11 protein-coding genes are annotated in these 20,965 nt (G+C 42.5%); 4 read left to right on the forward strand and 7 right to left on the reverse strand.

Features of this window, described 5'->3' with window-relative positions:
- Positions 1-19: 19 nt before the first annotated feature.
- From CEX98_RS12860 to CEX98_RS12870, 3 genes are all read right to left on the reverse strand, one after another.
- Complete coding sequence (locus CEX98_RS12860) at positions 20-3,148, reverse strand: efflux RND transporter permease subunit (RefSeq protein ID WP_099642464.1); 3,129 nt, start codon at positions 3,146-3,148, stop codon at positions 20-22.
- A 14-nt stretch (positions 3,149-3,162) separates the two neighbouring features.
- Positions 3,163-4,287: an efflux RND transporter periplasmic adaptor subunit gene (locus CEX98_RS12865; RefSeq protein WP_099642465.1), complete on the reverse strand. Its 1,125-nt coding sequence runs from the start codon at positions 4,285-4,287 to the stop codon at positions 3,163-3,165.
- A 347-nt stretch (positions 4,288-4,634) separates the two neighbouring features.
- Positions 4,635-4,961, reverse strand: a complete 327-nt coding sequence (locus CEX98_RS12870; RefSeq protein ID WP_099642466.1) for a hypothetical protein — start codon at positions 4,959-4,961, stop codon at positions 4,635-4,637.
- 269 nt (positions 4,962-5,230) lie between these two features.
- Here CEX98_RS12870 and bfr (CEX98_RS12875) point away from each other — a divergent pair, with 269 nt between their 5' ends.
- Positions 5,231-5,698: a bacterioferritin gene (bfr, locus tag CEX98_RS12875; RefSeq protein WP_099642467.1), complete on the forward strand. Its 468-nt coding sequence runs from the start codon at positions 5,231-5,233 to the stop codon at positions 5,696-5,698.
- A 13-nt stretch (positions 5,699-5,711) separates the two neighbouring features.
- A complete protein-coding gene (bfr, locus tag CEX98_RS12880; RefSeq protein WP_099642468.1) occupies positions 5,712-6,176 on the forward strand; it encodes a bacterioferritin in 465 nt (154 codons plus the stop codon).
- Positions 6,177-6,206: 30 nt separating this feature from the next.
- On the opposite strand, the gene CEX98_RS12885 is transcribed toward bfr (CEX98_RS12880), so the two are convergent.
- Entirely contained in the window at positions 6,207-6,401 is a 195-nt protein-coding gene (locus CEX98_RS12885; protein WP_099642469.1) for a (2Fe-2S)-binding protein, read from the reverse strand.
- Positions 6,402-7,190: 789 nt separating this feature from the next.
- Here CEX98_RS12885 and CEX98_RS12890 point away from each other — a divergent pair.
- Positions 7,191-11,678 carry an EAL domain-containing protein gene (locus CEX98_RS12890; RefSeq protein WP_099642470.1) on the forward strand — a complete coding sequence of 1,496 codons (4,488 nt, stop codon included), beginning with the start codon at positions 7,191-7,193 and terminating at the stop codon, positions 11,676-11,678.
- 30 nt (positions 11,679-11,708) lie between these two features.
- Here the strand turns inward: CEX98_RS12890 and CEX98_RS12895 are convergent, their stop codons facing one another.
- The 3 genes from CEX98_RS12895 to CEX98_RS12905 form a co-directional block, all read right to left on the reverse strand.
- Positions 11,709-14,462 carry a hybrid sensor histidine kinase/response regulator gene (locus CEX98_RS12895; protein ID WP_099642471.1) on the reverse strand — a complete coding sequence of 918 codons (2,754 nt, stop codon included), beginning with the start codon at positions 14,460-14,462 and terminating at the stop codon, positions 11,709-11,711.
- A gap of 80 nt (positions 14,463-14,542) precedes the next feature.
- Positions 14,543-15,433 carry a cation diffusion facilitator family transporter gene (locus CEX98_RS12900; RefSeq protein ID WP_099642472.1) on the reverse strand — a complete coding sequence of 297 codons (891 nt, stop codon included), beginning with the start codon at positions 15,431-15,433 and terminating at the stop codon, positions 14,543-14,545.
- Positions 15,434-15,694: 261 nt separating this feature from the next.
- Positions 15,695-16,189, reverse strand: coding sequence for a GAF domain-containing protein (locus tag CEX98_RS12905; protein ID WP_099642473.1), 495 nt, complete (start codon positions 16,187-16,189; stop codon positions 15,695-15,697).
- Positions 16,190-16,258: 69 nt separating this feature from the next.
- Between CEX98_RS12905 and CEX98_RS12910 the strand changes: the two genes are divergently transcribed.
- A complete protein-coding gene (locus CEX98_RS12910) occupies positions 16,259-20,950 on the forward strand; it encodes an ATP-binding protein (RefSeq protein WP_099642488.1) in 4,692 nt (1,563 codons plus the stop codon).
- Positions 20,951-20,965: the final 15 nt, after the last annotated feature.

A 20,965-nucleotide genomic window follows, 5' to 3' on the forward strand; every position in this document is an offset into this window, starting at 1 on the left:
TATTACTCCCCCATAAAGTTTACGAATTTTTAGTTTGCTTTGAGAATAGTGGATAAAGTGCTGGCAATACAAACAAAGTCAGTAATGTTGAAGTCAGCAGCCCTCCCACAATAACACTGGCTAGCGGCCTTTGGATCTCAGCGCCCACTCCAGATGATAGCAGCATAGGGATCAACCCCAACGCAGAGGTGAACGCGGTCATTAAGACAGGCCTTAAGCGCGAAACAGCCCCTTCAAAAACACTAACATGAAGTGACTCTCCTTGTGCTAAACGCTGGTTTATACTTTCTACCATCACCACGCCATTGAGCACCGCCACTCCAAATAAGGTAATAAAACCAACCGAGCTTGGCACCGATAAGTATTGCCCAGAAAGAAATAACGAGAACACTCCCCCTATCACTGCCAGCGGTACATTTACTAAAATAAGTGTGGCTTGCGCCATCGAGCCAAAAGCGAAATAAAGTAATAAGGCTATCAATGCCAAAGACAAAGGTACGACAATTGCTAAGCGCTTTTGGGCACGCTGTTGGTTTTCAAACTGGCCGCCAATTTCAACACCATACCCCGTCGGTAACTTTACATTGCTATCTATGGTAGAGCGAATATCACTGACAACACTGCCCATGTCACGCCCCTGAACATTGGCTTGGATCACCACTCGCCGCTGTACGTCATCTCGTCTCACTTGAGGCGGACCCGATTGGTACTCGACATACGCCACATCGGCTAGACGGATCCACGCTCCCGAACTTGATTGCAACCGTATTTCTTCGATGGCTTGTTTACTTTGACGATATTGAGGTGCCAAGCGGACATAAATATCATAGCGTTCGTTACCGTTTATGACCTGTCCTGCTTTACTGCCGCCAATTCCATCTTGAACCAATGCCATCACATCCCCTACCGCTAAACCATAGCGGGACAATGCTTGACGTTTTGGGGTAACAATCAGTTGTGACTCGCCAACAATTTGCTCCAGCTGTACACCTTCAGTACCTTCAACCTGTGCTACTGCCGCCTCGATTTCTTTTCCTTTTTTGGCAAGTACAGCCAAGTCAGGACCAAACAATTTAATCGCCAACTGCGCTTTAACCCCTGAAAGTAATTCATCAACACGTGTCGCGATAGGCTGAGAGAAATTAAACAGCAAGCCTGGGTAAACGGATAACTTTTGCTCCATTAACGCTTGTAGTTCGTAGCGATTGCTAGCGCTTTGCCACTGTGAAACAGGCGCAAGGCCGATATAGATTTCAATATTGTTAACCGGCTCGGGATCACCGCCAATCTCAGCACGACCAATCCGGCTCAGGGCGTAGTGCACTTCCGGAAATGTGAGCAATATTTTCTCAAGTTCGGGCGCGACACTAAGCGCGGTTTCGAGGCTTGCCGACGGTGCTAAGGTAACCCTAAGATTGATGGTGCCTTCTTCAAGTTCCGGCACAAATTCAGTACCAATTTTAGTAAATGTCCACCCCGCTGACGCAAGCAATACAACAACCAGAATCACGAGGAATTTTGGTCTATGCAAAACTCCACGCAATGCCCAGCGATAGCCTCTTTCCAATGCGATTTGAATGACACTCTCTCGTGCTTTTACGCCACGTTTAAATAAATAGGTAGCAAGTGCAGGTACAATAACCAATGCCACAAATATCGCTGCAACCACAGCTAGAATAATACTTATAGCCATCGGTTGAAACAGCTTGGCCTCTACTCCTTCAAAGCTAAATAGCGGGGTGAATACCACCAAAATAATACTCGCAGCAAAAAAGATTGGTCGCGCCACCTCTTTACCAGCCAGCTTAACAACCGAACCGACAGTAAGGTCATCACTTCGCTTTTGGTTTTTGAGATGTTTAAAAATATTTTCTACCATCACCACAGAACCATCGACAAGCATGCCGATCGCCACAGCGATCCCCCCTAGCGACATCAAGTTAGCCGATACGCCCAGCCACGCCATCACCACAAGTGCTATAGCAATGGAGATCGGGATAGAAATGAGCACCAACAATGTCGCGCTTAGATTCATTAAAAATAGTGCGAGTACAACAACGATAAATAAAAATGCCAACGCTAAGGCTTCAACCACCGTCTGAACCGCTTTACCGATCAAGTCTGACTGGTCGTAGAATGGCTCAAACGTCACCCCTTCTGGTAAAGCTTTATTGATAAGTTCAATACGTTCATTAATGCTGTCGATTGTGGCTTTGGTATTCGCCCCCATTCTTTTTAGCACAATACCTGTGACGACTTCTCCTAATTGCTCCACCTCGCCGGATTCATGCTTTCTCGACATGGTGACCGCACCTTGACGAATTTCACCTCCGATTGAGACAGTAGCCACTTGTGCAACAGTCACCACGGTACCATCAATGGTTTTAACTGGCACATCGGTGATCTCTTGGATCCCCTTTTTACCACTTTGAAACCAGCCAGTTCCTCGGATCACTAATTGCTCTTGGCCTCGTTGTAAATACCACCCCCCTACATTTTGGTTATTACGCTCTATGGCGCTGACCACATCCTGCTGAGTAAGCTCATAAGCCAGCAGCTTATTGGGATCGATATTTACTTGATATTGACGTACATCGCCACCGAAAGCGAGTACGTCGGTAACCCCATCTATTGGCATAATTAAGAGTTTCACCACCCAATCGTTAAGGCTGCGCAGCGCCATGGCATCGTACTCAGAGTTAGCTTCACTCATTAACATGTACTGAAAGATCTGGCCCAACCCGGAGGTATTCGGGCCCATTTCCGGCGTACCCACTCCACTTGGGATTAGTGCTTTTGCAGCTTGTAATCGTTCAAATACCAGCTGCCTTGCGAAATAGATATCTGTGCCTTCATTAAAGACAACGGTAACGCCTGACAGCCCCGTTTTTGAAATTGAACGTACTTGTTTTACATCCGGTAATGCATACATCACGGCCTCAATTGGATAGGTGATCAGCTGCTCTACCTCTTCTGCTGCAAGCCCAGGTGCCTCGGTATTCACCGCAACCTGAACATTGGTCACATCAGGAAAAGCATCTAAGTTAAGCTTTGGGATAGTGACTCCAGCTGTAACCGTAACAACAAGCAAAAACAGTATGACGAGCAGCCGGTTATTTACAGACCAATCGATAAGTCGATTAAACATAATGAGGCTCCCGCTTAGTGATTATGTGGATCAAAACCAGCTTTCGCTTGCTCTGAGGCAATAAAAAAAGCACCGGTGACAGCCACATGCTCACCAACGGTTAATCCTTTCACCTCAACTTGCGCGCCGAAGTTTTCACCTAAAGTCACCTCTTTTGGGTGAAATTCACCGGGCGCTTCTTCAATGTACACCACCCAATCACCATCAGGGCTGCGACTCAAAGCATCAGCAGGTAGTGCAATGGTCGGCTTAGCTGAGGGGATAATAAAGTTGACGTTAACAAACATGCCCGCATGTAGCTTATCGTCGTTATTTTCAACCAGTAAACGAATTTGCCTAGTTCTGGTAATGGGGTCAATGGTGTGGGCTTCTTGAATAACACGCGCTTCATAGTCTTGACCCTCGAAACTCACCACCGCCTTTGAGTTTAATGCCAGTTGTACTTGCGCGTTTGGCTGCAACCGCGCCTCTACCCATAGCTCACTTTCATCGGTAATAGCCATTAACGCAGTGCCAGCAGTCACATGTTGCCCCTGCGAGAATGCATCTTGAGTGATTACACCTGAGCGCTCTGCAACTAAGGTGTACTGACCAAGTTCACTGGCCGGTTTATTAGCTATCTCTTTAACTTCTCTTTGCGTTACTCCCAATGCCAATAACTTGGAATAGGCAGAACTAAAATCAGCACTCGCTTTCACGCGTTCACGCTCACTGATAGCCTCTTTGCTTAAGCGCTTGACTCTTTCCCACTCAGTTGAAGCGACGAGGTATTGTGCTTGCGCCTGAGCCATATCTTCTGAAAACAAAGTGATCAGGGGGTCATTGGTAGTCACTATATCGCCTAATGTGGCGTGACGGTTGAGCACAATAGAGTCGGCTCGCGGTGAAACTAGGTAACTGGTATAGCCATTTTCTTTCACTTCTGCCGGCGCAAAATAAAAACGGTTGTGGTTTTGCAGCTTTACAGCTGTTGTTTGAATGCCAGCAAAACGCATTTGCTGCGGAGTCAATACTATCGCACTCTCTTCTTCGGCGTGTGCATTATGGTCGCCTTCTGTATGAGCTTCATCCGCAGCGGCTTGCGTGCTTGCGAACATAGTTAGGGTAAAGTAGAAAAAGAAGATTTTAAAATTCGTCATTGGATACTCGTGTACTCTGAAACGCTTTTAACCGTTAACTTGCATTACGAAATGTATAATGTAGATAGTCTCTAAATAAGAGACTCATTCGTAAGTAAGCATGAGCTTCTCTGGCCGATGTGGCTGATTAATGGTCAGGTCACCAACTGAGAAGGACAAACACAGTAGGCAGTATCACTGGTAAGATCTTCAGCTATTTTTTATGCCAATTCGCGTCAAATTTACTCCCTCAAATGGAGCAGGTATTAATGCAGATTGGTATTAGATCAATTCGCTGATGATACAACTTAGCTGCGATCGATTAAACGAACTCAGTAAAAAGCATTGTTACTAGTGAATACTGCCATTTAGGCAATAGGTGGTCGGTGAGCTTGCTCGATAAAAGTGCGTATTCTGTCTTGCGCCTGACGGTAGATTTCGCTGTGACCGAGCACTTTAAAAGGGGTTAAAGACTTGAGTATAACTAGATTTAAATGTGTGCCACTGCAATGACCACAATGATGGCAATCTTTAGTATGGTGGCCATTGGGTTCGGCACTAACATCTTCGGCGTGGTCGTGACTATGCTGCAAGTGAGACACTTCGACTTGGTGGAAGTTTGATTCAGACGCAAACAGGCTAACGGACTGAACCGAAACCAAAAGCATCAAAATAATCATAACTAATTTATTCAAACCAAGTGCTGCACCTAAAATAGATATGGGTCAAATTTACCATTTGCACTTTTCATGTCAATAGCCCTTGGCGGTTTCATTTAACTTTAACCTTACGTTTGCTTGTACCTACAAAAATCAAATAGCAATAATTTGTATTGTCAGACCACAACTCCAACTTAAATGCGAATCATAATCAATATATAACACACTGTTTTATATGGATTTTTTATTGACACTTGCGGTTAATTCGTTAGACTGGCGGCATATTCACAGTTTGAGGTAACAGCATGCAAGGTAAACAAAGAGTCATCGACGCATTCAATAAGCTATTAGCCAACGAGCTTGCAGCAATCGATCAATATTTCATCCATTCACGTATGTACGAAGATTGGGGCCTAGACAAGCTATATCAACGCCTTGAACATGAACGTGAGGAAGAAACAACCCATGCAGATTGGCTGATCAAGCGGATCCTATTCTTAGAAGGCGTTCCAAACATGACTAAACGCCGCGATCTATTGATTGGTCAGGACGTTAAATCTATGATGGAAAACGACTTAACATTAGAGTTAGAAGTAGTCGAATGCGTTAAAGACGCAATCAAGATCTGTGAAGAAGAGCAAGACTATCAATCACGAGAAACATTAGAAAAGCTCCTCTTCGATACCGAAGAAGATCACGTTTACTGGCTTGAGCAGCAAATTCGTTTGATTGACTTGATTGGCGCGCCTAACTACATCCAGTCACAACTTTAAGCAGGAGATTGAGATGAAAGGTGATAGAGACGTAATCGTCGCCCTTAATAAAGTGCTAGCCAACGAGCTTGTTGGCATCAACCAGTATTTTTTACATGCTCGCATGTTTAAAGACTTTGGCTTTACGCAGCTAGATAAAGCTGATTACAAAGTGTCCATTCAAAAAATGAAAAATGCAGATCGGCTTATCGAACGCATTTTATTTTTAGAAGGGCTACCAAATCTACAAGATTTAGGACGACTGAAAATCGGTGAAAACAGTGCCGAAATGATCGACTGCAATATGGCGTTCGAACAAGCATCTTTAATTGACTTGCAAGCAGCAATTAAACTGTGTGAGGAAAAACAAGATTACATCAGCCGTGAAGCTTTAGACAAGATACAAAATGAGCAAGAAGAGCAAATAGACTGGCTTGAAACTCAACAACACCTTATTAAGGTGATGGGAATAGAAAACTACTTACAGTCTCAACTGTAGGAATGTAATTAGGGTTGCGTACGAATAAAGTTACGCAACCTGTTCAGTGACATCAACGATTTCGATCAATTTCTCATTTAAGATTTTCTTTGCGCAGTTACAACACTTACCGCACTGCTTACCCACCGATAATGTTTGACTAAGATCACGCATTGAACGAGCACCATCATCGATAGTCTCTGCAATCTTTTTATCTGTCACACCATGGCATATGCATACGTACATAAATGAAAACCAATCTCAAACTCATTAACTGAAACCAAGTTTAATCTAAACGATAACAATTATCAACCGTGCTGCATGCTATAAATGCGAATAATTTTTCTTTATAAGCTTAGGGCCTATTTATCTATTCTATTAAGTTTGTTTTTACAGCTTTACAGCAGTTAGATTGGTATTTATACAAAACAGAGCCTGCGTGACCCTGCGTGACATAGTTATTTTATGTGAGTCAGGCGATACAGGCTTTGTTTTCTGCAAGTCACCTTACCCCAAATCCTTGTGGGGCAACACAATAGAAATGCTGTTCAAGCGTTGCCTTTTGGGTTCGTCTGAGTGCGTTTTTGTTCATTGTTACGCAATTTTTGCTTAGATTACTAGGCGGCAAGTCGAGCACCGCAACCAAAACACACTAAAAAGAACAAAAACCAAACAGCAAAGGTCAACAGGCCTAATCCTTTTGTCAAAGTGAAGAAAAATCAGTGAAAACTGCTAGGCTAAAAGAGATATGTACAAAAGTTTGTGCCAATGTGCTGCAATCGTCACTAAAGTGGTTGGCTCACCGACTTCCTTTTTGACTTAGCACTGATCAACGTGAAGGAATCAATCCGACATTAAACATGTATAATTTGTTAAACTCATTGCGTAAAAGGCAAGGTTTATATTGATTTTAAGCACTTATTTCCGCTAGACTTTGCTCCATTGCTAACGGGCTATTGGCACAAGTCAGCTTCGCTTGATTTGATAACATGTTGTTAAAGGACTAAGTTGGATTGAATAGAGAAAGGTCTTTTAATGAAGCAAGCGCTATTGTGTTTTTTGATATTATTATTTTTTTGCTTCGTGGCTGCGCCCTGCCAAGCTCATAACTTTAGCCAATATACCTCACGTTTTTCCGTTGAAGAAGGCCTTAGCCAGTCTGCTATCACCGCCATCACTCAAGATAAATATGGTTTCATCTGGATAGGTACACTTCAAGGGCTCAATCGCTACGACGGTAACCATATTATTAGTATTGCCGCGGATGCTGGTTTAGATGAGCATGAGATTGTCGGATTATTCAACATATCTGATAACGAGTTGCTTGTCTCTACCGGTACTGCTGGCTCCTACCTATTGAATATCAATGACTACACTACCCAACAACTCTATAGAGGCAAGCATCTAGACAATAGCTCACGTTCTAGTCCCATCACAACAGCAGTTGCGCATCGAGAAAGCATTATTTTCTCTATCGATAATTATCTATATACGCTTGATAAAGATACCTTAGAGTCGACACTACTGACACATTTTGAACAACAGCAGCATATTCGCTCCAGTATTGTCATTGGTAACTTAATTGTCGTCGGTACCACACAGGGGTTATTCACTTATTCTCTCGGTACAGGTCAAGTGGAGCGCATTAACTATACCAGTTCAGACTCAGAGTTAAGTCATGATGTTAAGCTACTAAAGCGAGATCCCGCATTGGGGCTACTAGTTGGGACTGTTGAAGGGCTGTTTGTTATTCCCGTCAGTAATCAATCCTTGATAGCCTCAAAGAGCTATGAACTTGTGCCAGAGAAAAACATTTGGGGTCACCAAATCACCCCATATGGTGAGTTTATTGCCACAGAGCACGGCCTTTACGCCATTGACAGAAAGCAAAAAACCAGCTCAAAAGTGCTGTCTTTGATAGAAGGGAGATACCACCTCACCAACCCTAGCATTACGCGCTTATATGCCGATCAAAATCATAATTTATGGATGGGGACCTACAATGACGGTGCGTATCTATGGCCATCCAGCTCATTGCGCTTTAACACTTTATCAAGTAAGCAAGATAGATTTACCAACAACAATATCTGGTCAATCGCGCCAACTGCTGATGGCTCAATTCTGCTGGGCACCGATAATGGTATTAATGAGTTTAGCCTCGCAAACAATGCTCTCATCACCAGCTATTTACAAAATAAAGATCCAAAAGCCCTTTACGGTGCTGATGCCGTTTATTCGATAATGACCTCATCCTATTTTGATAACAACACCTATCTTATCCAAACCGCACAAGACACAGCATTGTTAAATACAACAACAAGAACAACACGCTCGATTCTCGAAGATCAAGATACCAAACAATTCACATACAGTTGGGGGATGGCTAAGTATTCAGAGCAATACTTTCCGTTTCTAAGCAACAAAGGAGCACACCTATTTGATGCGAAAAATAACACTGTCAGCACCTTAACGGGCCTCTCAAAGCAGCTAGATACCTCAAAAAGCTTTTTGTTCTTGCCGCCATTAGACAACAGTGAGGAGAATTACTGGATAAGTACTGAAACCAGCTTGTTAAATTATCACGAGCCAAGCGATACACTCACTACCCTCTACCAAAGAGCAGACAGCCACTCTGTTTCTACCGTAAATAGTTGGGTTGAAGACAGTGCGGGAACACTTTGGTTGGCAACCTCAACCGAAGGATTGGTTGGAGTAAATAAGCAGACTTTCGCTGTAGAGCACAGAATAACGACTGAACACGGGTTAATGAGCAATGCCGTATACAGCCTTTTAGTTGATAGAAATGGCATGATCTGGGGGAGTAGTCAAAGAGGATTGTTTAAATTTGATCCCATTGATAAAAGCCTCAAAACCTTTGGCACCAACCAAGGTATTCCCACCCTAGAGTTTAATGCAGGTGCTGCGGTCAAACTAGACTCAGGGCAACTAGCATTTGGCACCGTAAATGGCTCAATTCGGTTTGATCCAGAGCAATTTGAAGAGTCAAAACTGCAACCTACTTCACTGCTTATTACCCAAATGGATGTACTCAGTAGAAATAAACGATACTTAGCCCCAGATGTTATCACTAAGGGGCTGGATTTCAATTTTGACGATATGGGGATTGAATTACAGTTTTCAGACTTTAATTTTAACGCCAATCATCCAACCCGGTATCAAGCTACCTTAACCGGTCCGAGTAATCTTAACTTTACGACGCTCAAGCGAAATAAGTTATTTTTAAATCAGTTATTACCTGGCAAATACGAGCTCGAGATATTTCCACGCATACTCAGTAAGGAAAATCCGGCACATGCACTTAACCTGAGCTTTAGCGTGGCACACTCACCTTGGCGTTCTCCTCTGGCTATCGCTTTTTACAGTTTGAGTGTACTTGCTCTCCTTCTCTATATCGTTATTAAACATAAACAAAAGCAGCACCAGCTTGAAACCGCTTTAAAAGCAGTCACTCAAGCAGGAAAGCAAACTAAATTGGCGTTAAAATCAACCAAAAGCGGCGTCTGGTCAGCCAATTTAACCACTAGAAAGATAACTCAGCAGCGCGCAGAAGCCCTTGGATTTCAAAATGAAACCATGACTTTGCAAGAGCATTACAATGCCATTCACCCAGATGACCGAGCGCTGGTTGAACGGGCTTGGAAAAAATTTATTTCAAATCCAACCAAAGAGCAACTGTCGCTTTCATACCGACTACGTTGTAATGACGATAATTGGCATTGGTTTCATGACTTTGGGCAAGTCGCTGAATTTGACGCGCAAGGAAAAGCCACTGAATTACACGGTATCTATACCAATGTGACAACCCAAAAAGCGAATCAAATGCGCGCCAATATGTTGGGTGAAGCATTTAGCCAAGTAAACGACTGGATCTTAATTCTAGACCCTAGATTGCAACCTATCTCTGTGAACAGTAGTTTCTGTAAAGCCTTTCAACTGCAAGAAAGCGACGCGTTAACCGCATTAACAACGGAACGATTTGTTAATGCAATAGGACAAAAGCGATTTCATGGCTTGATCGCTAAATTGAAATCCTTGGGCCCTAATCAATACTTAAGGCAAGAAGTGCAAGTGACTGATGGTTGGGATAAAGTTCACCCTGTACAATTAAGTATCAGCGCTGTTTCAAAGGATAATGTGACCCTACAGTACTTTGTTGTGGTGGTTACCGACCTCACCGAACAGAAAAAAGCAGAGAATGAGTTAAGGTATTTAGCCAACTTCGATGCCTTAACTGAGCTGCCAAATCGTAGTTTAATGTTACAACACATAGAATTTGCCTTGTTTAACGCAAATAACACTCAACAAAGCTGCGCCTTACTATTTATTGATTTGGACAAATTCAAGCCTATCAATGATGCGTACGGACACCATATTGGCGACAAGCTATTAATAGCCGTGACCAAGAGGATTCAGCAACAACTGAATAATAACTGTATTTTAGCGCGTCAAAGTGGTGATGAATTCCTTGTACTGATTAAGTCATTTCCAACGATAGAATACATTAGTGAAGTAGTCACTCGGTTAGTTAAACATATCCCAGAGCGGATCGAAATCGACGGCATCACCATGAGCGTTTCTGCCAGTATAGGGATTGCCGTTTACCCGTTTGACGCACCGGACTCCGAAGCGCTGATCCGAAATGCCGATATTGCCATGATCCATGCCAAACAATCGGGACGTAATGCATTTAAGTTCTTTACTGAATCCATGAATGAAGAGGTGAGTAACAAGCTTAAATTAGAAACGGCGATGAAGACAGCGGTAAAGGACAGTGAATTTTTTAATCATTACCAGCCGATTATAAATACCACTACCGGGCAACTCGCAGGCGTCGAATTACTGATGCGCTGGCAGAAGAACGGCGAACTGATCCCACCAAGCGACTTTATTCCAATCGCTGAAGAAAGTGGTGTTATTGAAACCTTGACAGAACAGGCGCTCATTAGAGCATTGACAGAGTTACGCCCACTGTTCAAACAAGCGCCTGATTTTTATCTGTCACTTAACCTCAGTGCAGTACATATTTTACGCTCTGACATTGCACACCAGTTTACCGAGATACTTGCAGCTCATGGTCTCACCAATCGCAGTTTACGACTTGAGATAACTGAGTCGGTCTTTATGTCTGATCTTGCCAAAGCGCGGACAACCATCAATGAAATGAAACGCGCTAACTTTGTGTTACTCTTAGACGACTTTGGAACCGGCTTTTCTTCATTAACTTACCTCAATGAATTCCCGCTAGATATTATCAAGATCGACCAAGGATTTGTCCGAAATATGGGGGCAAAACCCGCTAACAAGTCTATTATTAGAACCATTTACCTCCTCGCCCAAAGCCTAAATATGAAATGCATCGCAGAGGGAGTTGAGACTGAATCTCAACTTAGCTATCTCCGTGAGGTAGGCTGTGAATACATGCAAGGTTACCACTTTGCAAAGCCCATGGCGATTGACGACCTATTAGCATTTTACGAACAGCACGAACGCTCTCAAGCATAAATGCGATCGTCACTGATTCAAACTCGCTTTTTATTCACTGGCTTGCCACTGCGTAAGCTTTTGATAAAGTTCATTAACATCAATTGGCTTGGCAATAAAGTCATTCATACCAGCTTGAATACACTTTTGCTTGTCTTCTTCATAAGCATTCGCAGTGATTGCAATGATATAAGGAACACCATATAAACTGGGCTCATTTCTAATCGCTTGAGTGCAACTAAACCCATCCATGTTTGGCATCTGACAATCCATTAAAATAAGCGGGTAATGCTTCGATTTGAGTGCCGCTAAAGCCTCAATGCCATCGTCTACCTTGTGTAGCTTGCAGGCGGTTTTTTCTAATAGTTTACCGACAACCACTTGGTTAATCTTATTGTCTTCAACGAGCAGAACGTCAATATCGTTAAGAATTGGCGCTTCTACAGCATGCTGTTCTACTTCAAGCGCTTGACCCTCTTTGGCTGGGATCTCAACATCAAATTGACTGCCAACGGCCAGTTCGCTGTGAACGCGAATATTGCCATTCATGGCTTCCACTAGCTTTTTCGTGATGGTCAGTCCCAATCCTGTTCCACCAAACTTTCGTGTAGTTGACAAGTCAGCCTGAGTAAACTCATGAAAGAGCTGCGACTGTTGTTCCTTCGAAATACCAACCCCCGTATCGATAACGCTGAATCTGAGTATTCCAGCTTGATACTGTACTGAGAATTCAATTTTACCTTTGAGCGTAAACTTGCCTGCATTGCTCAATAAATTATTAATTACCTGCGAAACTCGTAACTCATCTAGCTCCAATAATGTAGGCAAGTCCGCAGACTTTTTATAGCTAAACTCTACGCCATACTTAACGTTAGATGTTTTAAATATGCTTACTAAACTTTCTAATACTTCGTGTATATTCACTGCGCGGCGTTCAATTTTAAGCGCTCCCGCTTCAATCTTTGAGTAATCTAAAATATCGTTTAGTATGAGCATCAAGTTCTTTGCAGATTGACGTATAACGGCTAGTTGTTCGTTAATATCAACACTAATCTTCTCATCTCTGATGAGATTATCTGCCATTCCAATAATGCCATTGAGAGGGGTTCTTATTTCGTGACTCATATTAGCCAAAAATCGACTCTTTGACTGGTTTGCCCTGTTTGCAGTCTCGACCGCTTTGGTTAACTCTTCGGTTTTTTCAGCTACCTGCTGCTCCAACTCACGATTAAAATCAGTGAGCTTTTGGTTGAGCCTTTCATTTTCCACCCTCGCCTGATTTTGCTTGGTAAAGCTCAACGTTAACTTAAAAGCCAGTTGATTAAATTGTTGCTGTAACTCGATAATTTCTAAAAAACTACTATCTGCAGTAGCTGAGTTTTCAATCAGTGTAGAAGGTTCATAGGCACGAATATCCCGACTTAGCGCAACAATGGGACGCACCAAAAGTTGCGTGAGCTGGCGAACAAATATTGAACTCAATATAATGATAGCCAGGGCCAACAACAAAGCATCTAGCCAGGCTTCTGCGGCCACAAAGTTTAAGTACTTACGATCAAGTAAGGTTACTACAGACCAACCATATTTATCTGTTGTTGCAGTTTGTTTAAACAAAATCTGCCCTGTTGAGTCTGAAAATGTCGCCGAATCCTTATCGAATAACGCTTGCAGCACTTCTGTGTTCGGCATATCCAACGTTTTAAATTCTGTACTCAACGAGCTAAAAACAACTCGTTTATTCTTATCCAGTACAATTAAATTTGCATCCTCAGCAAGAATTTTAGGAATAAAACGCTCGAATGAACCAAATATGAGTGACCCTTCAACGATACCTTTAAAGTCACTTTCGAGATAAACAGGCGCAGAAATCGCTACTATAGGCGCTTCATCAAACCCCCTCCCCTGAAATATGCCAGACACATACCCGTTTGGATAAGATTCAGCTTGGAGAAAATAGTCTCGGTCGCTCACGTTCGCATTGCTGCCTTGCATTGTTGGCATAAAATGGCGAGGATACAAATGCGTTACGTTTGCTAGCGCGTCAGTGACAATAGCTGTACGGAAGTTAATGTGCGTTTTCAGCAACCTTTCAATAACATAGCCCTTGTCAATCCCCAAAGCGACGTCGTTCGCAGAGATCACAATGGCACGTCTATAAGCATCTAAATAGTCGTCTATTTGCATTATGATTGAGCTTGAAGCAGCATCTAGCTGAGTTTTTATCTCGGCTTCTATGCGTTGATAATAGTTATTGGTCAATACCACCGTCGTCATTAACACCACCAACACGATCACCAAATTTACCGTGGCGTTTAAAATTTGGTTGAGGGGCATACCTTGCCATTTACTACGAGTAAAGAAAAAGCTCAATAAATCTACCACAGCCAGACAAATACCAGCATTGATTAAGTACTTAGCAAGCGCGGTAAAAATGACGAGTAAGGGAAGCGATAGCGCAAAGTAGCCAAAGATGAACAATGCTGGTAACCCAAGCAAAATCCAATATGCTATGCCACGAACAAAAAAGGGCTTTGCAGAGCGTACGCAAACAAATTGCAGCCAGATTACTTCAAATAAGAAAACCAATGATGGCCAACAATGACCCCATCGATACCAGATAAATGCTCCGCCTATGGCGACGGCGACCAGAGCGTAGCGCCAGCCACACAGCAGTAAAATAAATAAAACAAACAGTTGGCCGAAAAGAAATTCAGAGCTATCTAAAAACCATATGGGCAGTAAATTAGCCAGTCCACCTAGGATCCCCAGTATGAGTGTTGTTGTGATAGCTTGCTTTTGATTCAAGTGCGGCACCAACTAATTGAATTGCTAGATAGATATAACAATAATACCGATTGAATTAATTATCTAATCTATTTCACTCATCAATGATGCGGGCAATCATGGCTCTCAATTTGTAGCACGCTGCTATGTACATTAAAGTCCTTTTTAAGTGCCTCCTCCACTTCTACGCGACAAGCTGAGTCGTGAGACTCAATTGTACAGTGATGCTTCAACACTATATGGGCACCAATCACGGTGGCACCATCCACTTTACTTATAGTGATGTTATGAGCACTTTCTACGTGCTCTGTACTCACTATGGTGTTTTCCACGGCGCTCTCCGTTGGTAAAACTTCGGCAGGAGTCGCCAGCCCTTTGATACAGGCCAAAATAACTTTTACACCGGTGAAGAGTACAAAAACTGAAATAAGCATGCTTGAAAGGATATCCACCACCTCCCAACCAGTGAGGTGAATGATCACTCCAGCTACAAATGTAGAAACCGTAGAGAGTAAATCAAAAAAGGAATGAAGGAACACAGCGTATACGTTAATACTGTCTTTACGCCCTTTATAAAGTACCCAAGCAGACGCGCCATGAAAAAGAAATCCAATAGCCGCGATGATCGACATCAAATAGCTGTTGACTTCAAGTTCATGTCCACCAGCATGGTGTGAAAGCCGTTCGCTGCCCTCAAATAAAATAATAACAGCAATAGACAGGTACAAAATACCATTGATTAGACCGCCGGTATATTCTGCCCTTTTGTAGCCATCATTATAAGTATTGGCGAGATAAACCGCGACGCTAGAGGCTATTAATGCGATGAATAAAGAGCTGTTGTGTACAAACAAATGCCCAGCATCGGCAAGTACAGCGAGTGAGTTTGCATAGTAAGCACCAATAACTTGGATAACCATAAACGAGCAGGTGATAGCAAGCGCAATCAATAGCCTGCGACGAGAAGCTTGGTGCGTAGTAATATCTGTCATGAAAGGGGTCGAGTACCTATAAAATATAAAATGCTACGTAAGTTGTGCGCATAACCTGAACCTCTACGTGGCTCAAAATTGAATGTTATCAATGTATACATTGCTACAAAAAACAGAATATTTTCTGCACAAACACATAAAAAGGTTGAATAAAAGAGTACGTAGCGATGATCTAACTTTGCTCTAAATAGCAATGATATACAGTCTCAATTGTAACGCTTCAGCCAACGAATTGCACTAATAATTAAGAGACTTTTGTTATTAAAGCACATTAGATTTTTCGAGTAGTCTTACAATATCCTCTGAGAGCCGTTTTAGTATATCACAGTCACCATCACTAAACTGTCGCGGCTCAAGGTCAATAATGCAAACCGTACCAATATTTAATCCTGATGATGTTGTTAGTGGTGCGCCTGCATAAAACCGTATGTAAGGTGCGTGTTGTACCAAGGGGTTATCTCGAAAGCGAATATCGGTCGTCGCATTAGGCACCACAAATACCTTGTCTTCTAAAATAGCATGGCCACAAAAAGAAATATCTCGGGGAGTTTGTTGCGCTTCTAAGCCAAAGCGCGACTTAAACCACTGCCTGTCTTTATCAACAAGACTGATTAGCGCAATAGGTACATCGAAAACATGTGCAGTAAACTGCGTCAGCCTGTCCAAAGCATGCTCTGGCTCAGTATCAAGAACGCCAAGTTCTCTGAGCGCCTGTAGCCGACTATCTTCGTTTTCTGGTAGTTTTGGAGTCTTCATTGCACACTTATTAGACACAGTCTGTTTTTCTACTATAGTTTGCTTTATGAGATAATGCAGGTGTTGGCTGTGAGCACAAACATTAAAATACTTAGTCTAATTCTTCTTTCCCTCATCTGTTTAGGTGGGTTTTATTTAAAGATAAATGAATTTAATCAAAACTGTGTTGCTCATGAGAGTCAAACACATTATTACGATAACCTGTCTGTATTGGATAAAGTATTTGGACTCGTCTTCAGCCTACAACGAGAAAGAGGCATGTCTACTGGGTTCAAATCTGAAGGAGAACATCAGACCCGGCTCAACGCCTATTACCAAGAAACAGACGAACTTATCTCATCTCTAGTTTCAAGCAAATTAAGTAGCTTAATTCACTTTAATCAAACTCACTTAACCATTAATGATGATATTCAATCACTTAGGAATGCAAATAAGCAAAATACATTAAACAACGAACAGCTCTTTCTGCGCTATACCATTTTAATCAATCAACTCATTGACGCGGTGCGGATAATACAAACAGAACAGTCTTTTATCCATGAGCTCGCAGGTAAACAGCACACCAACCAATATCAAAATATACATAGTTTAATCAGAGCCATAGAGCTTGGTGGTCGCCTTAGAGCAAAAGTCAGTAGATACCTAACTGCAGAGCAAACTACGGTGAGATTTGCAGCGCTGCGCAGCGCGCTACAATATTATTCCACCCACATTGCTTTGTTAGAGGGCCTGAAAGCCAATCCAAACACACTCCAACTCTTTCATTCGACGACGGCCTCTAGCGAATATACTTATTTTACTAAACAAATGGCACGCCTTGCTTTGGGAGTCGAAAGTGACCTGCCTCACTACGTTTGGTGGGATAATAGCACTGCCTATTTAAACTTATTAGCAACGGGGAGTCTCGACTTGCTAGAGTATATGAAAATGTCTGCGGCTACCTCAATGCAAGCGTCTGAAGAACGCGCTCAGTGGTCTCTCATAGTGTCGCTTGTCATCGCTTTGCTCTATGTTGTGCTAGTGTGCATGTTGATCAGAACGATTTCACGTTTAGCCGTATACAGAACGGCGCCAATTAGAACTCAAACCGCTCAATTAATTATTATTTTTTCATCAGTACTCGCGGTGTTGTTTGTTGAGCACTTTGCCAGTCAAAAGCAGCTGCTTTATCTGTCGGAGCTGCAAACTTTGAGACAACTAAACCAGCAATCGATACAGCGTATCAACCATTTAAAGACACTTTGGTACAAGCCCCACATCAAAGCATTACGCCTAGCTAGCATAAATTCAACAATGCTTCAGCATTCTCAGGTACAGGTTGTCGATATCAACAATTGGGGTAACTCTCAGTACTTAAATAAATCACAAGTTGCGGATTTTTATACTCGTCATCAGCAGCGTTTAGCGCAAGGAGGTATTGTATTAGAAGTGCTAAAAAGTGATAGTGGGCACCAAGTTTTAGTGATGGCAGGCCTTGGTCTATCTGCAAAAGGTCTCACTGAGACTCTATATTGGCATGAATCGCAACTTGATGTGCTACTTGGCAGTCTAAGCCTTGACTTAGGTAAACGCCTAGATAACGCCTCGGGTTTTTACACCCAACAAGAGCTCCAAGAGGCTGAATTTTCTAATAGCCAAACGGTGTTGAGCCAGATACTTATCGATAATGGACCTCTGCTAGATACCGTATTGAGTTCAACCGTATGGGACCAAGAACTGCAAATTGGCGCGTTCGCCTATTCAAATGAGGCATTCAATCAAGCGCTTTTTTACACCATAGAAGCAAAGTTTATTTGGCAAGTTGTATTACTCGTCACCTTTTGTTTATTAGGGTTGGCGGTCAGCTACCGAGCTCAACAAAAAGCAAGGTTAGAGAAGCAAGTTGCCAAAGATGCCATTCAAAAACGACAAATTTTACTCAATTCATCAGAGAAGCTCGCAGCCATTGGCAGTTTCGAAATGCCTGTAAAGCAATTTTATGCCCACGTATCAGAAGGCTTTAGAGTGCTATTCAATTTGTCTACAGAATTGGAGCACCACAACCTTAAAAAGATAATACGGTTACTCAATGCCAACAATCGACAGACATTATATTCAAACCTTCGAGCGCTTGCTATTACTGACACTCGGGATTTTCAACTCACTGTAGAGCATGATGGCGAGTATCGGTATTTTAGTGTGGTGCTCAATCTCAAATATTACTCCAGTGAGAAAGCTCAATTTATTGTTGGTGTAGTGAAAGACGTAACCAGTCAAGTAAATGAAACTAACCGCCAACAGCGGATCCAAAAAGAGCTGGTTGCTGCAAGAAAAGAAGCGCTAGATAAAATGCATGAAGCGGAAGTTGAAAGGTCTTCTGCGCAGTATTTACTTAGAGTGCAAAAATCTACCGAAAAGTTACTCCAAGAAGCCATAGATTCGTTCCCAGCATTTATTTTACTCTTGGACGAACATCAGCATATTGCAATGATAAACCAGTTTAATGAGCACACTAAAAAAACCGAGCACAACGAATATCAATTTATGGGGAACAACGTAAATAAGGGCTCAGAGATTACTGAGTTTATTCAGCGGTTACCCCTAGATGATGACTCCGAAATCTTGCTAATGCTTGAGCAAGCGAAAGTAAACTCTCAATTTCAGGCGCAAACAACATGTAAATATGCGCTCGATAAAGGCGTGTATTGGTTTAATGTATTAGTGAAAAACATCTCCACTGATTCAGGTCAATATACGTTAATTTATCAAAATGACATTACCGCTAGCATTAATTCGTCTACAGAGCTTGAACAAGCACGGATCAGCGCCGAGCAAGCGAGCGAAGCCAAATCACGTTTTCTTGCGACCATGAGCCATGAAATCCGCACCCCAATGAATGGTGTGGTGGGTATGCTTGATATTCTTTCTCAATCTAATTTAGACCATGAGCAATCTCATCTAACTAAAGTTGCAAAAAATTCGGCCTTGGTATTGCTCAGGATTATTAACGACATTTTAGATTTTTCAAAAATCGAAGCGGGTAAAATGCAGTTAGAATCAACCCCGTTTAGTTGGCAGGAGATTATCAAGGAACTGGCTGAATTGCTGGCATATCAAGCCGACTCCAAACAGCTTAAGCTGGCCTTCTATCTCTCGCCGCAACTGCCAACTTGGCAACAAGGCGATCCCGTTCGGCTACGGCAAATTTTACTTAATCTGATCGGTAATGCATTAAAGTTCACCAAAACCACGGCTACCACAGCTGGTTTTGTTGAAGTTACTATTGGTCGCTCTAACTGTGACGATTTGATGGAGATCAGTGTAAAAGATAACGGCAAAGGCATGTCAGAGGCGCAAGTAAACAATCTATTCAAACCCTTTGAACAAGCCGACAGCAGTATTCAGCGTCAATATGGCGGTACTGGGCTTGGACTTTCCATTACGCACAAGCTAGTAGCAATGATGAATGGCGAAATTGAGTGCAGGAGCCTTGAAGGGTTTGGCAGCAACTTTATCGTAATGCTTCCCTACCTCGAGGTGCCAAAGCAACCGAGTGAGCTTAACTTGAGCCTAGACAGGTTAAAAATTGCAGTGGTAGGAGACGAGGATAAGTTTGAAAGAGATTTACAAAGCCAACTTCGTATATATGAGGCTCAATGCGAAATATTCCCAAGGGAGTTGTTTAACGCACAACTAATCAATAGCCAAAATTTCGACTATCTAGTCATCACTGCCGAGGCATTTCAACAGCTTACAACTGAGGGGAAAGAGGTTTTCATTGCTGAAAGTGAGTGTAAGTATATTTTACTAGACAACAGCCAAGACCAGCTACCGGAGGCACAAACAAAAAATGTTTCAAGCCTAGCTCTGTATCCCTATTACGCTTATAAGGTTGTGGCCCATATCGCTACTGTTGAAGGGTTGATAGAAAATGAGTCGTCCAACGAAGGAGAAAGCGGTAACAAGGCCGCCTCACCACCCAGCCTTGAAGAAGCACAAGCGCTAAATTCGCTCATCTTAGTGGTTGAAGACAATCACTATAACCAGGATTTATTCAAGCGGCAACTCGCCCTACTGGGCTATCAATGTATTATTGCTGACAATGGCAAAGTAGCATTGCAATTACTTGAGCAATATCATTTTTCACTAATTATCTCGGACTGTCATATGCCCATCATGGACGGATATGAATTCACCAAGCAACGGCGCCAAAATGAACGAGAAGAAAATCTTGCCCATATTCCCATCATTGCAGCGACGGCTAATGCATTGGATGGCGAGCAAGAAGTCTGTTTTGCAGCGGGAATGGATGATTACATTGCCAAACCCATTGTGCTACAAAAATTAAATCGCATGCTCAAACGTTGGCTTGTTCAGCCATCAACCAAAAAACACTCGACCGAGCAACTTTTAAAAGACGACTCAGGTGAGCAATTATCGAAAAACATGCACATAGATTTGGCCGTACTTAGCGAGTATGTCGGCACAGACAATGAGCTTCAAGGTATTTTTTTACGTAGCTTTGTTGAGGACACGAAAAAGCTATTTCAAGGGTTTGACCTTGAACATCCTGAAACTGTCAAGAATATTGCACATCAAGGCAAGACCTCAGCAAAAGCGGTTGGAGCAATGCAACTCTATGAAAAAATGGCTGAACTTGAGCGCTCAGCAAGTGAAGGAAAGCTTGAAAAGATAGAAGGTTTATTGAACCAATGTTTTATCCTTTTTGATAATGCACAAGCGGAAATTGCTTCTATACTTAATGTGGAAGATCTGACGTGATCATGTGCTCAATAT

The organism is Pseudoalteromonas piscicida, assembly GCF_002744175.1.
GTDB lineage: Bacteria > Pseudomonadota > Gammaproteobacteria > Enterobacterales > Alteromonadaceae > Pseudoalteromonas > Pseudoalteromonas piscicida_B.

What these genes read in the sequence shown, in the direction of transcription:
- bfr (WP_099642467.1), top strand. Translation starts at nt 5,231, where the DNA reads ATGCAAGGTAAACAAAGAGTCATCGACGCATTCAATAAGCTATTAGCC.
- bfr (WP_099642468.1), top strand. Translation starts at nt 5,712, where the DNA reads ATGAAAGGTGATAGAGACGTAATCGTCGCCCTTAATAAAGTGCTAGCC.
- CEX98_RS12900 (WP_099642472.1), bottom strand. Translation starts at nt 15,433, where the DNA reads ATGACAGATATTACTACGCACCAAGCTTCTCGTCGCAGGCTATTGATT.
- CEX98_RS12865 (WP_099642465.1), bottom strand. Translation starts at nt 4,287, where the DNA reads ATGACGAATTTTAAAATCTTCTTTTTCTACTTTACCCTAACTATGTTC.
- CEX98_RS12905 (WP_099642473.1), bottom strand. Translation starts at nt 16,189, where the DNA reads ATGAAGACTCCAAAACTACCAGAAAACGAAGATAGTCGGCTACAGGCG.
- CEX98_RS12860 (WP_099642464.1), bottom strand. Translation starts at nt 3,148, where the DNA reads ATGTTTAATCGACTTATCGATTGGTCTGTAAATAACCGGCTGCTCGTC.
- CEX98_RS12885 (WP_099642469.1), bottom strand. Translation starts at nt 6,401, where the DNA reads ATGTACGTATGCATATGCCATGGTGTGACAGATAAAAAGATTGCAGAG.
- CEX98_RS12890 (WP_099642470.1), top strand. Translation starts at nt 7,191, where the DNA reads ATGAAGCAAGCGCTATTGTGTTTTTTGATATTATTATTTTTTTGCTTC.